Origin of the sequence: Marivirga aurantiaca, assembly GCF_016679925.1 — a bacterium.
Lineage (GTDB): Bacteria > Bacteroidota > Bacteroidia > Cytophagales > Cyclobacteriaceae > Marivirga > Marivirga aurantiaca.
Genome location: NZ_JAEQBW010000002.1, coordinates 1 through 21,840 on the forward strand (window position 1 = coordinate 1; position 21,840 = coordinate 21,840).

The window sequence follows — 21,840 nt, forward strand, 5'->3', positions numbered from 1 at the left end:
TATACAAAAAAAAGCTCATTGAAACACATTTCAATGAGCTCTAGTCAAAATAAGTATATCTATCTTAATATCAGTTGTTTACAATCAGTTTTAAGGCATTTTACCAACTATTTTTGGCAATTAAATCATATTAACCTTACCTTTTTTCAGTTGATAAAAAAATACAACCAATGGTCCGTAAAATAAAACATAGAAAACTAACAAAAATAAATATAACCTATAGTGAATTACTTCATAAGAAAATAATATTGCTAAAAATGGGATAACTAGAAGGATATAATAAGTTAGTCTTTTCATATTTAATATTGTATTCTGATGCAGCTTTGCAAAAACTTAACTTTCGCACTACAATAATCGCTTTCTGTTGGCTTTCTTCTCTGAATGTTGTTTTTTACTTTCCAATCGTTTTTTAATGGCAGTTTTCGAAGGCTTAGTGGCAATTCTCCTTTTTCTTTTTCTGAAAGCTTTGTCCAGAGTTTCATAAAATTTATCTATAGCAATGGCTTTATTCTGAAATTGTGATCTTTTTTCCTGCGCATCAATAATGAGCACGCCTTCGGTAGTTAATTTCGATTGAAGTTTCTTAAGCAGAGTAACTTTTTCTTCTTCTTCCAGCAATTGAGAATTCTGAATATCAAAGCGAAGAGTAACCCTGCTATTAACTTTATTCACATTCTGACCACCAGGCCCACTGCTTCTGCTGGCTGAAAATTCCATTTCAGGCTCAAAAATCCGCCCCTTTATTTTGTCAGAGATATGCATGCTATTCGCTAATATATATAATATTTTCAACAAGCTTTCAATACTGTTTTAGCATAACAGTCAATGAAATAGTTCCGGTAATAATCATAATCCTCATAATCAACAGTAAAAAATGAAGCTTCATCCAGATAATTTTTAAACAAGCTTCATCGCAAGCCGTTTTTTATTAAATTCGCACGAGAGTAAAATTTACACAACGAAATGAAAAACTATGGCAACTAATATCCACAAAATACTTTATACCAAAACAGATGAAGCTCCTGCATTGGCGACCTATTCTTTTTTACCCATCATAAAAGCCTATACCGATTCTGCCGGAGTAGTGGTTGAAACACGTGACATTTCTTTAGCAGGAAGAATTATTGCTGTTTTTTCGGATCAATTAAAACCTGAACAACGGATAAAAGATGATTTGGCGGAACTAGGAGAAATTGCCAAGACTCCGGAAGCCAATATTGTTAAGCTTCCTAATATCAGTGCTTCTATTCCGCAACTAAAAGGTGCCATAAAAGAATTGCAAGCATTGGGATATGATTTACCCGACTATCCGGATGAACCTGCTACTGAAAAAGAAAAGCAGATTAGGGCAAAATACGATTCTGTAAAAGGAAGTGCTGTAAACCCAGTTTTACGTGAAGGTAATTCCGATAGAAGAGCTCCGAAAGCAGTAAAGGAGTATGCGAAAAAGCATCCGCATTCTATGGGTAAGTGGTCTAAGGACTCCAAAACCCATGTTGCCAGTATGAAAGAAGGTGATTTTTATGGAAGTGAGAAATCGTTGACTCTTGAAGCGGCCACTGAAGTGAAAATTGAGTGGAAAGGAAATGATGGAAGTGTTAAAACTTTGAAATCAGGATTGAAATTACAGGAAGGTGAAATAGTTGATGCATCTGTTTTAAGTCGTAAGGCGTTACGTTCTTTCCTGGAAGAGCAGAAGAAAGAGGCTAAAAAAGCGGGAGTGTTATTCTCTATTCACCTGAAAGCAACTATGATGAAAGTCTCTGACCCCATCATATTTGGCCATGCAGTTACTGTGTTTTTCTCTCCTGTGTTTGAAAAACATCAGCAAACTTTAGAGGAAATAGGAGTAGATCCTAATAATGGTTTTGCAGATTTAGTCAGTCAGCTACAAGAGCTACCTGAAGATAAAAGAAAAGAAATAGAGCAGGATATTGAAGCTTGCTACGCTGAGGGCCCTGATTTGGCCATGGTAAATTCCGATAAAGGTATCACCAACCTACATGTGCCAAGTGATGTGATCATTGATGCTTCAATGCCTGCCATGATTCGTACTTCCGGAAAGATGTGGAATAAAAATAATGAATTACAGGATGCTATTACAATTATTCCGGACAGATCATATGCTGGAGTATATCAGGCAACAATAGATTTCTGTAAGGAACATGGTGCGTTTGATCCCTCTACTATGGGTAGTGTGGCCAATGTAGGTTTGATGGCGCAAAAGGCAGAAGAATACGGTTCCCATGACAAAACTTTTGAGATTTCTGCAGCAGGTGAAGTAAAGGTAATGGATGCTTCTGGAAAAGTATTGCTATCGCATAAAGTGGAGGAAGGAGATATTTGGAGAATGTGTCAGGTAAAAGACGCAGCTATTCAGGACTGGGTAAAATTAGCGGTCAACAGAGCTAAAGCTACCAGAGTTCCAACTATTTTCTGGTTAGATAAAAACAGAGCTCACGATACGGAATTGATTAAAAAAGTAAATCATTATTTAAAAGACCACGATACTTCAGGCCTGGATATCCGCATTATGTCTCCCGATGAGGCTACCGTATTTTCATGCCAGCAGATAAGAGAAGGAAAAGACACTATTTCTGTGACAGGAAATGTTTTAAGAGATTATTTAACGGACCTTTTCCCGATTCTGGAAGTAGGTACTAGCGCTAAAATGCTTTCTATTGTTCCATTAATGAACGGAGGAGGTTTGTTTGAAACTGGAGCAGGCGGATCAGCCCCTAAGCATGTGGAGCAGTTTGTGGAAGAAGGACACCTGCGATGGGATTCTTTGGGAGAATTTCTGGCCTTGGCAGTTTCTCTTGATCATTTAGGCAAGACTTTCAATAATGAAAAAGCAATTATTTTAGGGGAAGCCCTGGATATTGCTACAGGAAAATTCCTGGAGAATGACAAATCGCCCTCACGGAAAGTAAATGAGCTGGATGTAAGAGGGAGTCATTTTTACTTAGCCATGTATTGGGCTGAAGCGTTAGCGGCTCAATCGAAGGATAATGATTTGAAGTTGATTTTTAAACGAGTAGCAGATAACCTTTCATTAAAAGAGGCTATTATCAATGAGGAGCTGTTGAAAGCTCAGGGCAAAGCAGTTGAAATTGAAGGGTATTTTAAGCCTAACGAAGATTTGCTCAATAAGCATATGAGGCCAAGTGAAACTTTCAATGGAATCTTATCATCTATTATAGCAATGGAAGTGAAGTAAGAACTACTTCATTAATTATTATAAGAAAAGGCTCACTTAGTGGGCCTTTTTTGTAAAAAAAAAACCTAAAGCTTAAACAATCTATTGTTATTACATGTCATAAGAAAAGGTAATATCTGTAATTCAATGTCGTTTAGTTTTTGTTTAAAGCATAACCAAACGACATTGGGCTGAAATTATTTATTGCCCTTGTTTGGTAAGAATAATTGCTCCGGGGATTTAAATATCGTAAGATAAGAAAGTACTTCAGGTTCATTTTGATACTATTAAAGAAGATAATAAATGAAAACAAAGCTCCCGTTTTTTCCGCTAAACCTGGTAGCTTTTCCAGGTCAGCAGCTTAATTTACATGTTTTTGAGCCGCGATATAAGGAGCTTGTAGCTGATTGTATCGCTAGTGATAGTAATTTTGCCATTCCATCCTATGTTAAAAACAAAGTTGAGTATGGTACTGAAATGAAGATTACGAATATTGCTAAAAGATATGAGGATGGCCGCTATGATATTGAGACGATAGCCCTTAGTGTGCTACATGTCTTAAATATGGAAAATCCTTTTCGTGGCAAACTATATGCGGCAGGGGAGGTCGAAATTTTAACTAATGTAGATAATGGTGATGTCCTTCTTAAGGAAGAATTATTCAAATTTCTCACAGAGCTTTATCAACTTGTTGAGATTCAGAAAATTCCTTTAACTCCTAAATTTAAGGTTTTTGATATTGCACATCAGACAGGGTTGTCCAAAGAGGCCGAGTATGATCTTTTGCAAATAAGGGAAGAAAGAAAAAGACAGAGGTTCTTATTAGACCATTTAAAAGCAATATTGCCACAACTGAGAGAGATCCAGAGAAACAAAGAATTGGTGAAAATGAATGGCCATTTCAGGCACTATAATCCATTGGAATTTTGATGTTGTCCAGGATTGTTTTTTTACCACTATTTATATGCAGGGAAATTAAATAGAGCCTATTAGGCAATTACACGAGAACCCGTAGTAATTGCCTGATATTCAGCACCAAATAATCTTTTGTGTAATTTAATTATAGATCAATATAACTAGGCTTCTCATGACAAATGATTTTCATTAAAATTCTTCTTTATGGCTTCTAGAAAGCATTTTATTCAAATTCTGTAGCAAGAAAAAACCTCAAAAAATAGGTCTTTCGTTGAAAAGTTGAGTTTGTTATTTAGTTTCTCGTATTTCGTTTCCAAATTTTATTTTACTTTCTTTTTTCTTGACAAAAAAGAAACAAAAAGTCAAGACAAAAAGATGCTCCCACGCTTCAATCCAGCACCTCCCCGCCTTTTTGGCCTCCTCCCCGCCCTCTCTGAGCAAATTTATTTGGTCTTGAGATTTTGAGGTATTTATCAAGAGTACCCTAACTATATCATAAATAAGCCACTCTTCTATTTCTCAAAGAAGAGTGGCTATCCATTCATGTTGATCCGTTATCTAATGGTGGTGAATATCAAAACTGTATTCCTGAAATCTGTTTTTATAATGCTTTAGCATCTGTGTTTTTTGCATCCACTCCGTGTAGCTTGCCCAACTCAATGTCAATGTGCCAAAGTCCCATTCCCTCTTCTCCTATAATATCAAATATTTCCAATGCTCTTCGGGAAATAGTTTCTTCTTCCCTTTGTTCTGTAACGAACCACTGTAAGAAATTAAAGGTGGTAAAATCTTTGGTGATGAAGCAATGGTCAACCAACGAGTGGATGGATTGTGTGACTTTTAATTCATGTTCCAGGATTAACTCGAAAACCTCTCTTAAACTATTGAAATCGTGTCTTATTTCATTGATGGCAGGCTGTAATGCATGTCCCCCAGCCTCATTAATGTAGCTGAAAAGCTTAAGCATATGACCTCTTTCTTCATTGGAGTGCTCGTAAAGAAATTTTGAAGAATTGATATAGCCTTTAGTTTCACACCAGGAAGCCATTGACAAATAATAGGCGGAAGATTTTCCTTCCATCACTATTTGTTTGTTTAACATCTTCTCTGTTTCTTCTGTTAGAGATCTTTTGGGAGTAATTAAATCTTTCATTCGTATTTATAATTTAGAATTCACCTAATATACTGTTTTTTTAAGATACATGTTGTGGGATTTCCTAATATGAAATTGGATTTACTCTAAACAAAGGATGTTTGAGGTGTAGAGGTTCGGCAAGTTAGCGTGTTGTGCATGTTTAAGTTAGCTGGTGTGAAAGTGTTGAAGTGGACAAGTTTTATGTGTATTGGTGGGGAGGTGTTGATGTTTATTAGCACATTGGTAGGTAGTTTACATATGAAGCAGATTGTGATATGTTGATGTTTTTTGGTTAGAGTTAACTGCTGTTGAAGCGTTAATCACCTAACTCTATTTCAAGAAGAGGGAGTTCAATAAGTAATTTTAATTAAACTATGTATCGCATTTTAACGCAAAATAAATTTAGAACGGCAGGCGTCAGACGGTTTTAAGAGGAGGCAAAGTACCGTCAGAAGCCTTCTTTTTAATATTAAGATAAAATACCGCAATAGCCAGGCCGCAAAGCTAATCATCCGTGCATTTTCCTTAACCCTGTATATTCTCCTATTAATACCTCTACAGCCCCCACTATTGGTCATTGCGAACATTTAATTCCGTTACCACGGAATTAATGTGAAGCAATCTGCCGGCAGAAAGACAGCCCTATCCGTAGTTTTGAGCGCAGCGAACTACGGATTGTTACATATACTTGAGTCTATGACTCGCTGTGCCCGAACTTGTTAATAATCTAAAAAAAAAAGCCCCTGAATTTCAGAGGCTTTTGATAATTATTAATTAATTCTTAAGACTGTGCTTCCAGCTCTTTTATTTTATTAAGAGCAGAACCTGATTTATACCATCCGATTTGCGCATCATTATAAGTATGATTGGCTTTGATCACATCTTTGCTTCCATCCTCATGAACAAACTCTAAATGAAGAGGTTTTTCCGGAGCAAACTGATCTAAATCCAGAAAGTTAATTTTATCATTTTCCCGGATTTTATCATAATCTGCTTCATTAGCAAAGGTTAAAGCAAGCATACCTTGTTTTTTTAAGTTGGTTTCATGTATCCGAGCAAATGACTTCACCAAAACAGCTTTTACTCCTAAATGCCTTGGTTCCATTGCTGCATGTTCCCTTGAAGACCCCTCTCCATAATTATGATCACCTACTACTATGGAAGGAATCCCTTTGGCTTTATAAGCTCTTGCTGTTGCAGGTACCGGTCCGTATTCACCTGTCAACTGATTCTTCACTTTATTGGTTTCCTGGTTAAATGCATTTACAGCACCAATTAAGCAGTTCTCCGAAATATTATCTAAATGACCTCTGTACCTCAACCATGGTCCGGCCATTGAAATATGGTCAGTAGTACATTTGCCATATGCTTTAATCAGTAATTGTGCATTTACAATATTTTTACCGTCCCATGCATCAAATGGCTCTAATAATTGTAATCTTTTAGAGTCAGGAGCTACTTTTACAGTTACTTCTTCACCATCAGTTGCTGGTGCCTGGTAACCATTGTCTTCTACAGCAAAACCCAGTTCAGGTAATTCAGCACCAAAAGGAGGATCCAGTTTCACTTGCTCCCCTTTTTCGTTTGTTAAAGTATCCGTTAATGGATTAAATCCTAAATCACCACTAATAGCAATGGCAGCCACCATTTCAGGTGAGGTTACAAAGGCATGTGTGTTAGGATTTCCATCTGCTCTTTTAGAGAAGTTTCTGTTAAAGGAGTGAACGATTGTATTTTTCTCAGCTTTATCAGCGCCTGTTCTCGCCCACTGTCCAATACAAGGCCCACAGGCATTGGTAAAAATAGTAGCATCCAAATCTTCAAATATCTGAAGCAATCCATCTCTTTCAGCAGTATATCTTACCTGCTCTGATCCCGGGTTAATTCCAAACTCCGATTTTGTTTTTAATCCTTTTTCAACTGCTTGTTTAGCAATGGAGGAGGCTCTTGACAAATCCTCATAGGAAGAGTTGGTACATGAGCCGATCAATCCCCATTCTACTTTTGTAGGCCAACCGTTTTTGACAGCCTCAGCTTTTAATTGAGAGATAGGAGTGGCTCTGTCAGGAGTAAAAGGACCATTTACATGTGGTTCTAAAGTGGTTAAGTCAATTTCTATTACCTGATCGAAATACTTTTCAGGCTCGGCATAAACAGCAGCATCACCTGTTAAATGTTCTCTGACTTTATTGGCTTCATCAGCTATATCATTTCTGTCTGTAGATCTTAAATATCTTTCCATGGCATCATCATAACCAAATGTGGAGGTAGTTGCACCTACTTCTGCGCCCATATTACAAATGGTGCCTTTTCCAGTTGCAGAAAGAGATTGAGCTCCGGGGCCAAAATATTCAATAATAGCACCTGTGCCTCCTTTTACTGTTAATATTCCAGCTACTTTTAGAATCACATCTTTGGCTGATGTCCAGCCATTCAATTTACCTGTAAGCTTTACACCAATTAGTTTAGGAAATTTTAGTTCCCAGGCCATACCGGCCATTACATCAACAGCATCAGCACCACCCACACCGATGGCTACCATACCAAGTCCACCTGCATTCACAGTATGTGAATCAGTACCGATCATCATTCCACCGGGAAATGCATAATTTTCAAGTACTACCTGGTGAATGATGCCAGCTCCCGGTTTCCAGAAGCCAATTCCGTATTTAGTAGATACAGACTCAAGGAAATTAAAAACTTCTCCGCTGGCACTAAGTGAAGTTTTTAAATCTTCTTTAGCCCCTTCTTTAGCCAATATTAAGTGGTCACAATGTACCGTGGATGGCACCGCAACTTTGTCTTTTCCGGCTTGCATAAACTGAAGTAAGGCCATTTGAGCAGTGGCATCCTGCATAGCTACCCGATCAGGAGCAAAATCCACATAGGATTTTCCTCTGGTGAAAGCTTTGGTTGCTTTTCCATCCCAAAGATGGGTGTAAAGAATTTTTTCTGACAGTGTAAGTGGTTTGTTAACTGCTTTCCTTGCAGCCTCTATCTTCTCATTCATGCCGGCATAAACTGCCTTGATCATGTCTAAATCGAATGCCATGTTTTAATTTGTTTTTAAATGAACGCTCTGTTAATCACTGCAAATATACTAAAAGAGCGATTTGTATCCTAAGTGTTTAGCGACTATAAATTGCAATAGTTATTTCTAAAAGCACTCCGCATAAATTACTGATAATCAATTTAGTATTGTCGTATGCTTAAAGTTTTACTTATTTTTTATTGTTTAGAATATTGAATCACTTATATTTGAATGGCAAAATATGAAGGGGATAATTTGTTATATGCATTAGTAGGTAATTTCGAAAAAAACACTAAATATTTCGATGAATTCTGTTATATGTACCAAAAGCCCTTAGATTTGCATTTTATATCAATAAAATAAATAATACTTTTGATTATGGGTAAGTATATTTTAGGCACACTGTTACTGGTTTTAATAGCAATTCTTTTGCCTGTTACCAGTTCATATGCTCAGGTTCAACCGTGCAATGAAGAATTTTCTTATCAAATTGGGCAGGATGAACTTGGCGAAACACTCCTTGTTGAGAAAACTTCCAATAAAAAATACAAATACAAACTTTTTGCAATAAGTACTGAAACCAGGCTTATTGAGGAGTTAGAAGATAATATTATGAATGATAAAATTCTGTTCTCAGGATTAAAGCAGGATGAAATCTACTTAGTTCAGATTTCAGGTGATGATGGATGTCTATTCACTTTAGGTGGAATGGAAGGAATTAAAATAGATAACTGAATAATATGAAAAAACATTTACAACTATTTGTATTCATATCTTTTTTCTGTTTCTCATTTGAGCATGCAAGGGCACAATGCCCTACTGTGGCAGGAACTACAATTACCACTTGCGATAATAGCGCGGGAGGGACAATTACCATTGTTTTTACAGATGGGGATCAAACTAATCAATCAGGATATATTCTTTATGATGTTTCCGGAGGTACGCCAACAGCTGTCAGCGACCCTTTTGGTTCGGTGTCCAAAACATATGATGCTGGTACTCAAACACTGATTTACGGTAATATACCAGATGGCACTTACTTAGCAGGAAGGTCGGGTTGCCCTACTTTAGGAGGTTTTGGTATTGTAATCGACCAAAGCAATGAATTAATAGCCAGTGTTAATTCTGTGACGGATGATTGTGATAATTTAGGCTCAGGGACTATTGATATAGATGTTGTTGGAGGTACCACTCCCTATAGCTTTTTGTGGAGTAATGGAGATATTACCCAAAATGTAACAGGTCTTTCATCTGGTACTTATGATGTTACTGTAACCGATGATAATAACTGTACTTTTGAATTAACCGGGATAGTAGTAGGTGTAGGGCCGAACGCAGGTGTATTTGTAGGCGTGAACGGAGAAGTATGCACAAGCAACACCTCCTTTGATTTAACCACCTTATTGGATGGCAGCCAGGATGCAGGCGGAAGCTGGGCAGACACAGATGGCAGCGGAGCCCTGATCACGGGCAACACGGTTGATTTCACAGGAGTAACAGCCGGAACGTATGACTTCACCTATACCGTTACCGGTTCAGGAAGTTGTGCAGATGATAACGAAATAGTAACAGTAGAAGTAATAGAAGCAGCCAATGCAGGCGTGTATGTTGGCACCGCAGGAGAAGCCTGTAGTTCAGATATTGCTTTTGATTTAACGACCTTATTGGATGGCAGCCAGGATGCAGGCGGAAGCTGGGCAGACACAGATGGCAGCGGGGCCCTGATCACCGGCAATACCGTAGATTTCACAGGCGTAGTGGCAGGCACTTATGACTTCACCTATACCGTCACCGGTACAGCCCCATGTGGAGATGACAGCGAAGTAGTGACAGTGAATGTATCGGAAGAGGCGAATGCAGGAGTATTTGTAGGCGTGAACGGAGAAGTATGCACAAGCAACACCTCCTTTGATTTAACCACCTTATTGGATGGCAGCCAGGATGCAGGCGGAAGCTGGGCAGACACAGATGGAAGCGGAGCCCTGATCACGGGCAACACGGTTGATTTCACAGGAGTAACAGCCGGAACGTATGACTTCACCTATACCGTTACCGGTTCAGGAAGTTGTGCAGATGATAACGAAATAGTAACAGTAGAAGTAATAGAAGCAGCCAATGCAGGCGTGTATGTTGGCACTGCAGGAGAAGCCTGTAGTTCAGACATTGCTTTTGATTTAACGACCTTGTTGGATGGCAGCCAGGATGCAGGAGGAAGCTGGGCAGACACAGATGGCAGCGGAGCACTGATCACAGGCAATACCGTTGATTTCACAGGCGTAGTGGCAGGCACTTATGACTTCACCTATACCGTCACCGGTACAGCCCCATGTGGAGATGACAGCGAAGTAGTGACAGTGAATGTGTCTGAAGAGGCGAACGCAGGAGTATTTGTAGGCGTGAACGGAGAAGTATGTACGAGCAACATCTCCTTTGACTTAACGACTTTATTGGACGGCAGCCAGGATGCAGGCGGAAGTTGGGCAGACACAGATGGAAGCGGAGCCCTGATCACGGGCAACACGGTTGATTTCACAGGAGTAACAGCCGGAATATATGACTTCACCTATACCGTTACCGGTTCAGGAAGTTGTGCAGACGATACCGAAATAGTAACAGTAGAAGTAATAGAAGCAGCCAATGCAGGCGTGTATGTTGGCACGGAAGGAGAAGCCTGTAGTTCAGACATTGCTTTTGATTTAACGACCTTATTGGATGGCAGCCAGGATGCAGGCGGAAGCTGGGCAGACACAGATGGCAGCGGAGCACTGATCACAGGCAATACCGTTGATTTCACAGGTGTAGTGGCAGGTACTTATGACTTCACCTACACAGTAACTGGCACAGCTCCCTGTGGAGATGACAGCGAAGTAGTGACAGTGAATGTGTCTGAAGAGGCGAACGCAGGAGTATTTATAGGCGTGAACGGAGAAGTATGTACGAGCAACATCTCCTTTGACTTAACGACTTTATTGGATGGCAGCCAGGATGCAGGCGGAAGCTGGGCAGACACAGATGGCAGCGGAGCCCTGATCACGGGCAACACGGTTGATTTCACAGGAGTAACAGCCGGAACGTATGACTTCACCTATACCGTTACCGGTTCAGGAAGTTGTGCAGATGATAACGAAATAGTAACAGTAGAAGTAATAGAAGCAGCCAATGCAGGCGTGTATATTGGCACCGCAGGAGAAGCCTGTAGTTCAGATATTGCTTTTGATTTAACGACCTTGTTGGATGGCAGCCAGGATGCAGGCGGAAGCTGGGCAGACACAGATGGCAGCGGAGCACTGATTACGGGCAATACCGTAGATTTCACAGGCGTAGTGGCAGGCACTTATGACTTCACCTATACCGTCACCGGTACAGCCCCATGTGGAGATGACAGCGAAGTAGTGACAGTGAATGTATCGGAAGAGGCGAATGCAGGAGTATTTGTAGGCGTGAACGGAGAAGTATGTACGAGCAACATCTCCTTTGACTTAACGACTTTATTGGATGGCAGCCAGGATGCAGGCGGAAGCTGGGCAGACACAGATGGCAGCGGAGCCCTGATCACGGGCAACACGGTTGATTTCACAGGAGTAACAGCCGGAACGTATGACTTCACCTATACCGTTACCGGTTCAGGAAGTTGTGCAGATGATAACGAAATAGTAACAGTAGAAGTAATAGAAGCAGCCAATGCAGGCGTGTATGTTGGCACTGCAGGAGAAGCCTGTAGTTCAGACATTGCTTTTGATTTAACGACCTTGTTGGATGGCAGCCAGGATGCAGGCGGAAGCTGGGCAGACACAGATGGCAGCGGGGCCCTGATCACCGGCAATACCGTAGATTTCACGGGCGTAGTGGCAGGCACTTATGACTTCACCTATACCGTCACCGGTACAGCCCCATGTGGAGATGACAGCGAAGTAGTGACAGTGAATGTGTCTGAAGAGGCGAACGCAGGAGTATTTATAGGCGTGAACGGAGAAGTATGTACGAGCAACATCTCCTTTGACTTAACGACTTTATTGGATGGCAGCCAGGATGCAGGCGGAAGCTGGGCAGACACAGATGGCAGCGGAGCCCTGATCACGGGCAACACGGTTGATTTCACAGGAGTAACAGCCGGAACGTATGACTTCACCTATACCGTTACCGGTTCAGGAAGTTGTGCAGATGATAACGAAATAGTAACAGTAGAAGTAATAGAAGCAGCCAATGCAGGCGTGTATGTTGGCACTGCAGGAGAAGCCTGTAGTTCAGACATTGCTTTTGATTTAACGACCTTGTTGGATGGCAGCCAGGATGCAGGCGGAAGCTGGGCAGATACAGATGGCAGCGGAGCCTTGATCACCGGCAATACCGTTGATTTCACAGGCGTAGTGGCAGGCACTTATGACTTTACCTATACCGTCACCGGTACAGCCCCATGTGGAGATGATAGCGAAATAGTGACAGTGAATGTATCGGAAGAGGCGAATGCAGGTGTATTTGTAGGCGTGAACGGAGAAGTATGCACAAGCAACACCTCCTTTGATTTAACCACCTTATTGGACGGCAGCCAGGATGCAGGCGGAAGTTGGGCAGACACAGATGGCAGCGGAGCCCTGATCACGGGCAACACGGTTGATTTCACAGGAGTAACAGCCGGAACGTATGACTTCACCTATACCGTTACCGGTTCAGGAAGTTGTGCAGATGATAACGAAATAGTAACAGTAGAAGTAATAGAAGCAGCCAATGCAGGCGTGTATGTTGGCACGGAAGGAGAAGCCTGTAGTTCAGACATTGCTTTTGATTTAACGACCTTATTGGATGGCAGCCAGGATGCAGGCGGAAGCTGGGCAGACACAGATGGCAGCGGAGCACTGATCACAGGCAATACCGTTGATTTCACAGGTGTAGTGGCAGGTACTTATGACTTCACCTACACAGTAACTGGCACAGCTCCCTGTGGAGATGACAGCGAAGTAGTGACAGTGAATGTATCGGAAGAGGCGAATGCAGGTGTATTTGTAGGCGTGAACGGAGAAGTATGCACAAGCAACACCTCCTTTGATTTAACCACCTTATTGGATGGCAGCCAGGATGCAGGCGGAAGCTGGGCAGACACAGATGGAAGCGGAGCCCTGATCACGGGCAACACGGTTGATTTCACAGGAGTAACAGCCGGAATATATGACTTCACCTATACCGTTACCGGTTCAGGAAGTTGTGCAGATGATAACGAAATAGTAACAGTAGAAGTAATAGAAGCAGCCAATGCAGGCGTGTTTGTAGGCGTGAACGGAGAAGCCTGTAGTTCAGACATTGCTTTTGATTTAACGACCTTGTTGGATGGCAGCCAGGATGCAGGCGGAAGCTGGGCAGATACAGATGGCAGCGGAGCCCTGATCACCGGCAATACCGTTGATTTCACAGGTATAGTGGCAGGTACTTATGACTTCACCTACACAGTAACTGGCACAGCTCCCTGTGGAGATGACAGTGAAGTAGTGACTGTGAATGTGTCTGAAGAGGCGAACGCAGGAGTATTTGTAGGCGTGAACGGAGAAGTATGTACGAGCAACACCTCCTTTGACTTAACGACTTTATTGGACGGCAGCCAGGATGCAGGCGGAAGTTGGGCAGACACAGATGGCAGCGGAGCCCTGATCACGGGCAACACGGTTGATTTCACAGGAGTAACAGCCGGAACGTATGACTTCACCTATACCGTTACCGGTTCAGGAAGTTGTGCAGATGATAACGAAATAGTAACAGTAGAAGTAATAGAAGCAGCCAATGCAGGCGTGTTTGTAGGCGTGAACGGAGAAGCCTGTAGTTCAGACATTGCTTTTGATTTAACGACCTTATTGGATGGCAGCCAGGATGCAGGCGGAAGCTGGGCAGACACAGATGGCAGCGGAGCACTGATCACAGGCAATACCGTTGATTTCACAGGTGTAGTGGCAGGTACTTATGACTTCACCTACACAGTAACTGGTACAGCCCCATGTGGAGATGACAGCGAAGTAGTGACTGTGAATGTGTCTGAAGAGGCGAATGCAGGAGTATTTGTAGGCGTGAACGGAGAAGTATGCACAAGCAACACCTCCTTTGATTTATCCACCTTGCTGGACGGCAGCCAGGATACAGGCGGAAGCTGGGCAGACACAGATGGCAGCGGAGCCCTGATCACGGGCAACACGGTTGATTTCACAGGAGTAACAGCCGGAACGTATGACTTTACCTATACCGTTACCGGCCCAGGAAGTTGTGCAGACGATAGCGAAATAGTGACAGTGCTTGTTAATTCAATTTCAGCAACAGCCACAGTTACTAATACTACGGGTTGCGGTGTTCCTGACGGAGAGATTGATTTAACACCTGTAAGCAGCTCTGGTGGAGATACTTTTAATTTTAGCTGGTCAGGACCAAATGGTTTTTCAGCAGCTACTGAGGATATTAGTGCTTTAGAAGGAGGTACTTATACGGTGACTGTAACTTCAGTAAATACAGGATGTGAAGTAATAGAATCCTTCAATGTAATAGACCCAGTACCTTTCACTATCAATGTAGTTTCAGTTGGAAATCAAACAGAATGTGCAATAGACAATGGTAGTATATCAATTGAGGTAGTTGGTGGTACTGGCCCTTTCAACTATTATATAACTGATGATGCTACACCTGCCAATGAAATTGCAGGAACAAGATCAGATAACGATGCTTCTGTTACTTATTCTTTCGGAGCTCTTGCACCAGGGAATTACAATGTGGTTGTGGAAGATGGAGCTTGTGTTTTATCAGAAGCCTTTACTGTGGATCCGGTAGATGCGATTAGTGCTACATTAGCCAATATCACACCTGCAGATTGTAATGGAGGAACTAATGGCTCAATAGAAATTGATATAGTACCTGTTGGAAATACTTATACAGTTGTTGTAGAAGATGTTGATGGAATAATCAGTACTACTAATTTAACCGATGCAGATCTTACTTTCACTGCAAGTGGATTGGAACAGGGCGATTATACTATCACTATAACGGATGATGCGACTAACTGTGAAGTCGTTATCAACGAAACCGTAAATGAAAATGCAACCTATAGTATAGACAATTTTACTGTTACAAATATAGCTACATGCGGAGGTTCTGAAGGAGAAATTCTTTTGGACATTTCAGGGCTTTCCGGAGGAGAAACTTATGCTTGGACAGGACCTGGTACCTTTAGTGCTGCTACACAAGATTTAACTGGTTTAACAGAGGCCGGAAATTATGAAGTAACTATAGTAGATAATGGCTGTACGGTAGTTGAGGATTTCACTATTACTGCACCAACTCCGCCTGTGGCAAATGCCGGGTCGGACGATACAATCTGTGAAGATAATACAACTCTGGCAGCAAATGCTCCTCAAGGAGATGAGGCGGGGTTATGGACTGTTATTAGTCAGCCAGCAGCTGCTACAGCTTCTATTACAGCAGATACTGATCCGAATACTACTATAACAGGATTGACTGAAGTAGGAGAGTATGAGTTTGTATGGACTTTAGAAGATGCAGTTACTTTATGTTCAACTCCAGATACAGTAGTAATCACTGTTAAAACAATAACTGTTGCAGATGCCGGCACTGCTCAGCAGGTTTGTGGTACAACTGCTACTTTGGCAGCTAATACAGTTGCTACAGATGAAACGGGTACATGGACTGTAATTAGCGGATCAGGAAGCTTCACAGATGAAAATGATCCTGCTACAGAAGTAACAGGATTATCAGCAGGAGATAATATATTTGAATGGACTATTACTGATGATAATAATATTTGTAATCCGACATCAAGCACGGTAACTATTACAGTAACTCCTTTACCAACTGCTAATGCAGGAGATGATGAAGAATTCTGTGATATTACTACAATTGACTTAAGTACTTTAACCACTCCGCCTTCAGCTGAAAATGGTACAATCTTATGGACTACTTCTTCTACAGACGGTTCATTTGATGATAATACTTTAGAAACTCCGGTTTACACATTTGGGACTGATGATTTTACAAATGGAACGGTGACTTTAACTATGGAGGTAACAGGAGAAGATGCTTGCTCGGCTGAAGTGGTTTCTGACGATGTTGTAATCACTATTGGAAGTAAGCCGACAATCGAAACTATAGCGGATGCGGCTATGTGTTATGTAGATGAGAACAGTACATTTGATGTATCTGCTACAGTATCCAACGAAGCCAGTATCTTATGGACTACCACTGGTACAGGTGCTTTTGATAATGATGCAGCAGCAAGTACTTTCTATACTCCAAGCGTAGCAGACTCTACAGCAGGAACAGTAGATTTGACAATAACTGCTGAGGGAATAGGTGTATGTGCCGATTCTGTATTTACTTTTACATTGACGATTAATAGTTTAAATATTGATGCAGTTGTAACTCAACCTGCGGTCTGTGGTGAAGAAGGAACAATAGAATTAGATATTTTAAGAGGTTCAGCAGACTTAGTGGAATGGACTGATATAAACGATAATCCTATTACAGTGGCAGATCCATTGTTATTTTCTGCAACAGCCGGTACTTACAAAGTATTTGTAAACGATAATACTACCAACTGCCAATTTGAGGAAACATTTATTCTGGTAGATCCAGCTGGTTTCACAGTGGGTGGTACAGTTACTGACCAAAGTGAATGTGATGTAGAAAACGGAAGTATAGATGTTACTCTTACTCCTGCTTCAACAACAGCTACTTTCCTTTGGACAGGCCCGGGTATAGATGCATCGATAGAAGCTAATGAAGATCAGGCTAATTTGGCTCCTGGCAATTATTCAGTTGCAGTTACTGATAACGGTTGTACTGTTACTGGGAACTTCACTGTGAACCCTGTTGAGCAAATAAATGCTATTGTTGAAAACAGTACGCTCGCTACTTGTGGAGATGCTGACGGAGTTATTTCGGTTGATGTTACTCAGGTAGCTTCTAATAGCTATGATGTAATTTTAAATGATAGCGATGATGTTCTTGTTGAAGAATTTACTGCTCAGGATGGAACAACTAATCCAATTTTATTTAGTGGTCTTGCACAAGGTTCTTATACTATTATTGTAAAAGATAATGTCACCAATTGTGAAGTAAGCTTTACTCAACTTGTAAATGAAGATGCAGCTTTCAGTATTGTCGATTCTGATGTAACAGATATCGTGAACTGTGGTGAGCCTGAAGGAGCTGTAACATTGGATATTTCAGGTTTAAGTGGTTCAGAAACATATGCTTGGACTGGCCCTGGGACTTTTAGTGCTACTACAAAAGACATCACTGGATTAACACTTGCTGGAGATTACCAGGTGACAATAGAGGATGCGGGTTGTACAGTAGTTCAGAATTTCACAATCACCCAACCAGCAGAGTGTGATTTTGTATGTGAGGATTTTAAAGTCAATCCAATTACAGAAGCAGCTTCCTGTTTTGGCGTGGAAGATGGACAAATATTTGTATTATTATCAAACGTAAGTGCTTCTGATTCTTTAACCATCCATGTAAAAGAAGCTGCTTTGGGTAATGATGCGTATGTTGCCTACAGAGTTGAAAATATTGGTAAAGGACTTATAGTGGAAGTGGACGACCTATTCCAGGCCGGACAGTATAAATTATTTGTATTTGATGATGCAATTAGTTGCTCTACAGATACGCTTACAGTTAATATTGGCACCAAATTCAATATTACAGCCAATGTGGATATTGAGCAACCGACTTGTACAGTGTCAACAGGTAATATTTCAGTTTCATTGAATGGAACATCTGATCCTTTCACTTTTGAATTGTATGATGAAGCCGACATGAGTACAGTCATAGCCTCCAATTCTACCGGTGACTTCAATGATTTGGTAGAAGGAGAGTATGTGATCAGGTTTATCAATGATACAAATGGATGTACGCTTCCCGATCAGCAAGTGAGTGTGGAAAATACTTCGGTTGTGTCTTCTGATGCTGTGGATATTAGCATTCAACAGCCGAATTGTGGAAATAACCTGGGGGTTATATCTGTTAGCTTAAATGATTTGCCAAGTACCTATGAATTCATACTGATTGATAGTGATGGTGCTGAAGTGGCTAGAAATACAACAGGTATTTTCAATGCAGTTCCTGTGGGTGTATATGTGGTTCAATTTGTAAATACTGTTGATCCTAATGCATGCGAAATCTCTGATAAAGGAGCCACCATTCAAGATACTGGTTCCTTTACAGCTGTGGCTTCCGATAAAGAAGATGTTGTTTGTTTTGGAGATAATACTGGCTCAGTGGTTATTACGCTTGAAGGAATCCCAAGTGGATTCTATTCTGTTGACAATGGCAATATCTGGGAAGAATTTACATCTGGTAACAGAATCACAGGTTTGGAAGCGGTGAATAATATATTGGTAAGTGATGAACCTGGAACTTCAGATTGCGAATTGAGTGTAGCAGTAAATATCACTAACCTAAGCCAGCAAATTCAACTAAATGGGAGTATTACGTTAGTTACAGAAGCCAGTTGTACTTCTTCAGAATTAAATGGAGAAATACAAGTTCCGGAAGTTACTGGTGGAGTTGCTCCTTATATTTACTTTGTGGATAACCAGGAAGTGGCTTTAAGTGATGACAGGATTATTAGTGGTTTATCCAGAAATGTCACCAATTTAATCATCATAGATAATGTAGGTTGTATCCAGTCTTTTGAAATTGGTTCTATTGTTTCCCCTAATGAGGTAAGGGTTGAGTTAAGTGAAATCAATCCTGATAATAATTGTATTAGCGAGCCCGAGGGAATTCAAGTAGTAATTGATCAAAATACAATAGACAATGTAACCGGCCCTTATAACCTTATTCTTAATAAAGTAGATGAAACTGAAACTACAGAGTTTACTTTGGATATAAATGTAAATGGTAGTAACACTTTCATTGTGGGGCCAGGACAAAGCCTTGATTTTGATTTCGAGAAGGGCGCTAGATACAGATGGACAGTACGTTCTGTTACTAACGAACAGGCTTGTTCTGCAGACAACTTTATTACAATCAATGGAGGGGCAATAATTCCTGACTTTGTATTAGAAGGAGTTGATGTAGATTGTTTCGGAGAATCAGGATCCATTATTGTGAATAATATTTTGGCTGATGAAACTATTCCGCTGATGGTTGAGCTTTATTTGGGCAACGATGCTAATCCGGCAGAGGTTTTTACCCTGGATGCAATACCACAAAGTAAACGTTTTATTATTGGTCTTAACAATTTTGGCAAAGTGAGCAGAGGAGACTATATCGTTCGTCTGGTTCAAGAGCCACCAAATTGTGGTAATCAACGAATTAATTCTGAATCTCAGGCAGTATTCATTGATGCGCCAACCAATGAGTTACAGGTTGAACTCGTACCAGAGCCTAACTTACCTCCGGGAGTTGAACGATCAAGAGAAGAAATGAATCCAATGCCTACTACAAGGCCTGATATAGCCAATGGCGCAATAAGTATTAGATTGGTTTCCACTACCAGTGCTACAAGTTATTCAGCACGTATATTTCTGTTGGAACCATTAGGTGGAAATAATACTTCAGCTTATGACATTCCAACAGAGGCTAGAGAGTTTAATAGTAGTCAAACATTAACTTTCGATAATTTATTACCTGGGGTTTATGAAATTGAATATTACGATTCCTTTGGTTGTGGATTGACCGGTAACAGATTGGTATTTGGTGTTGATGGAACTAGCAACCTCTTGGTTGATTTCGATCGCAGACCATTTGTACCAAATGTGTTTACACCAAATGGTGATGGAAAGAACGATTTCTTTGAGATTCTTAACTTGCCTGATGATGGTGCTGAATTGGTTATTTCCAATAGAGATGGTGCTATTGTTTACAGAAATAATAGCTACAGACCTTCCAATCTTTGGGATGGTGGGGATCAACCTGATGGTATTTATTTCTACCAGTTAACGGTTGATAAGCAGGTGCAGAACGGTTGGGTGGAAATATTGAGGGGAAAACAGCGTAAATAAGTTTTACAACAATTTATTGAACATATATTTTTAAAGCCGGAGATCATTCTTCGGCTTTTTTATTGTGTGTCGTGTATGGCAACTAAGTAGGTTGCGAAAGTCCTCATTGGTTTTGAAAAAAAAGGATCAAGCAATAATTATGGGGGCTAAGTATTTGAAGTGTATTTTTTTGATTAAACTATACAGAAATCCCGAGTCAAAGACTCTCCATTATTGAAAATCCGTAGAGCCCTGGGGAACTCTACGGATAGGTGAGGCATTAACACCACACCAATACAAAAAACCAGTCATGATATTTCAGAAGATTAAGATTAGAACGTCCTTGCGAGCGCAGCGTGGCAAACTTTCTCAAATCTTGTATTCAAGCCTTTTTCAGCTCGTCTGTGAAGGTGCTTTATTTCAGTTGACATATTAGTGATTGTCTTTCAATGTACGAGATCTCGGCTCCGAGGCCGGGATAGCTTGCCCCGCACTTAAAGCGGGGACGGTTGAATTTTATGTTGGGTATTCCAATTGACAAGCCTAAGAGTATAGTAATAGCCAACAGATTGCTTCACATGATTTCCGTTGTCACGGAATAGCATGTTCGCAATAACCAGTAGGAGCAAAGCCCGGTACTGACGGTGCGCCACTCGGAATATTGGAGACGATCATTCAATTTTTTTGGTTTATATCCAACTTTGAAGAGAAGTGTTTATCGATGGGGGATTCCCTTCTATTCTCGGCCTGTTACGAGCGGGAACGTCCTAATGTAGTTTACGTCAATTTTTAAAAGAGCTCAGATTAGAAGTCAAAAGCGCGTTCCCTTCCTGCAGGAAAAACATATTAAATATTCACTCACAAATCTATTTACCAGATCGTGCCAATCAAATAGCCATTTAAAAACTGAGGTTATTAGAAAATCGCTGTATCATAATTTGGCACAATGGATGCACCTTGTGCTGGCAGGCATCAACAACAAACGATTAATGTTAATTTTATTCTTGCAACGGATACACTTGCCGAATTGCTGGGTATCATACAAGCTTAACCAGCGGTCTAAACCATGTAAGTCACCTTCTGCTTTTCGCAAACTGGCCTCATTTACTGATTTATTGTTAATTAGGGCCGCTTAAAAAGTCTCAGGTGTCTTATATACAATCGGACAAAGCAAAGATGTATACTTATACCTCGAGCTGAAGTCCGGGAAGTAGAACTTGTCCCGGTTTATCGGGATGAGGCGCTTGAGGCTAAGCTTTAAAAATCAAAATTTTGATTTTTAAATACAAAGAATTGACTCTTTATCTTAAAAAGCTTTGCATCTGCTAAAAAACTACAATGTGATAATCGTTAGTGAGATAAAATCAAAGCTAGATATTTGAATATTAGCTGTTTTTTAAGAGAACCCTAATATAGTCCATTCTGCGTACACGACCGATAGCACTGTCCAGCCCCTGCGGTTTGGTATCCTCTTTTAATTCAATAATCAATTTTTTGAGCTCTACAATCTTTTTTTCAATAGCCAGTTTAAGGCTCTTTTTTTCCTCTTCAGTCATCTTGTAATCATTGTTGTTTACTCTTATAG

General features: G+C 40.6%; 9 protein-coding genes. 4 read left to right on the forward strand and 5 right to left on the reverse strand.

Translation table 11 applies throughout. From position 1 onward, the window contains the following. Positions 1-345: 345 nt before the first annotated feature. Positions 346-762 carry an alternative ribosome rescue aminoacyl-tRNA hydrolase ArfB gene (arfB, locus tag JKA74_RS05555; protein WP_201430645.1) on the reverse strand — a complete coding sequence of 139 codons (417 nt, stop codon included), beginning with the start codon at positions 760-762 and terminating at the stop codon, positions 346-348. A 211-nt stretch (positions 763-973) separates the two neighbouring features. On the opposite strand from arfB, the gene JKA74_RS05560 reads away from it, so the two are divergent. Continuing rightward, a complete protein-coding gene (locus JKA74_RS05560; RefSeq protein WP_201430189.1) occupies positions 974-3,220 on the forward strand; it encodes an NADP-dependent isocitrate dehydrogenase in 2,247 nt (748 codons plus the stop codon). Between the two features lie 282 nt (positions 3,221-3,502). Continuing rightward, a complete protein-coding gene (locus JKA74_RS05565; protein WP_201430190.1) occupies positions 3,503-4,129 on the forward strand; it encodes an LON peptidase substrate-binding domain-containing protein in 627 nt (208 codons plus the stop codon). Between the two features lie 586 nt (positions 4,130-4,715). Here the strand turns inward: JKA74_RS05565 and JKA74_RS05570 are convergent. Continuing rightward, positions 4,716-5,267: a ferritin gene (locus JKA74_RS05570; RefSeq protein WP_201430191.1), complete on the reverse strand. Its 552-nt coding sequence runs from the start codon at positions 5,265-5,267 to the stop codon at positions 4,716-4,718. Positions 5,268-6,030: 763 nt separating this feature from the next. Beyond that, entirely contained in the window at positions 6,031-8,301 is a 2,271-nt protein-coding gene (locus JKA74_RS05575; protein ID WP_201430192.1) for an aconitate hydratase, read from the reverse strand. Between the two features lie 357 nt (positions 8,302-8,658). Here JKA74_RS05575 and JKA74_RS05580 point away from each other — a divergent pair, with 357 nt between their 5' ends. Together JKA74_RS05580 and JKA74_RS05585 are read left to right on the forward strand one after the other, a co-directional pair. Next, the gene (locus JKA74_RS05580) at positions 8,659-9,015 is read left to right on the forward strand and encodes a hypothetical protein (protein ID WP_201430193.1); all 357 of its coding nucleotides are present in this window, start codon (positions 8,659-8,661) and stop codon (positions 9,013-9,015) included. 5 nt (positions 9,016-9,020) lie between these two features. Next, entirely contained in the window at positions 9,021-20,276 is an 11,256-nt protein-coding gene (locus tag JKA74_RS05585; protein WP_201430194.1) for a gliding motility-associated C-terminal domain-containing protein, read from the forward strand. Between the two features lie 910 nt (positions 20,277-21,186). Here the strand turns inward: JKA74_RS05585 and JKA74_RS21000 are convergent. After that, positions 21,187-21,348, reverse strand: coding sequence for a TraR/DksA C4-type zinc finger protein (locus JKA74_RS21000; RefSeq protein ID WP_201430195.1), 162 nt, complete (start codon positions 21,346-21,348; stop codon positions 21,187-21,189). A 292-nt stretch (positions 21,349-21,640) separates the two neighbouring features. After that, entirely contained in the window at positions 21,641-21,811 is a 171-nt protein-coding gene (locus JKA74_RS05595) for a hypothetical protein (RefSeq protein WP_201430196.1), read from the reverse strand. Positions 21,812-21,840 lie beyond the last annotated feature (29 nt).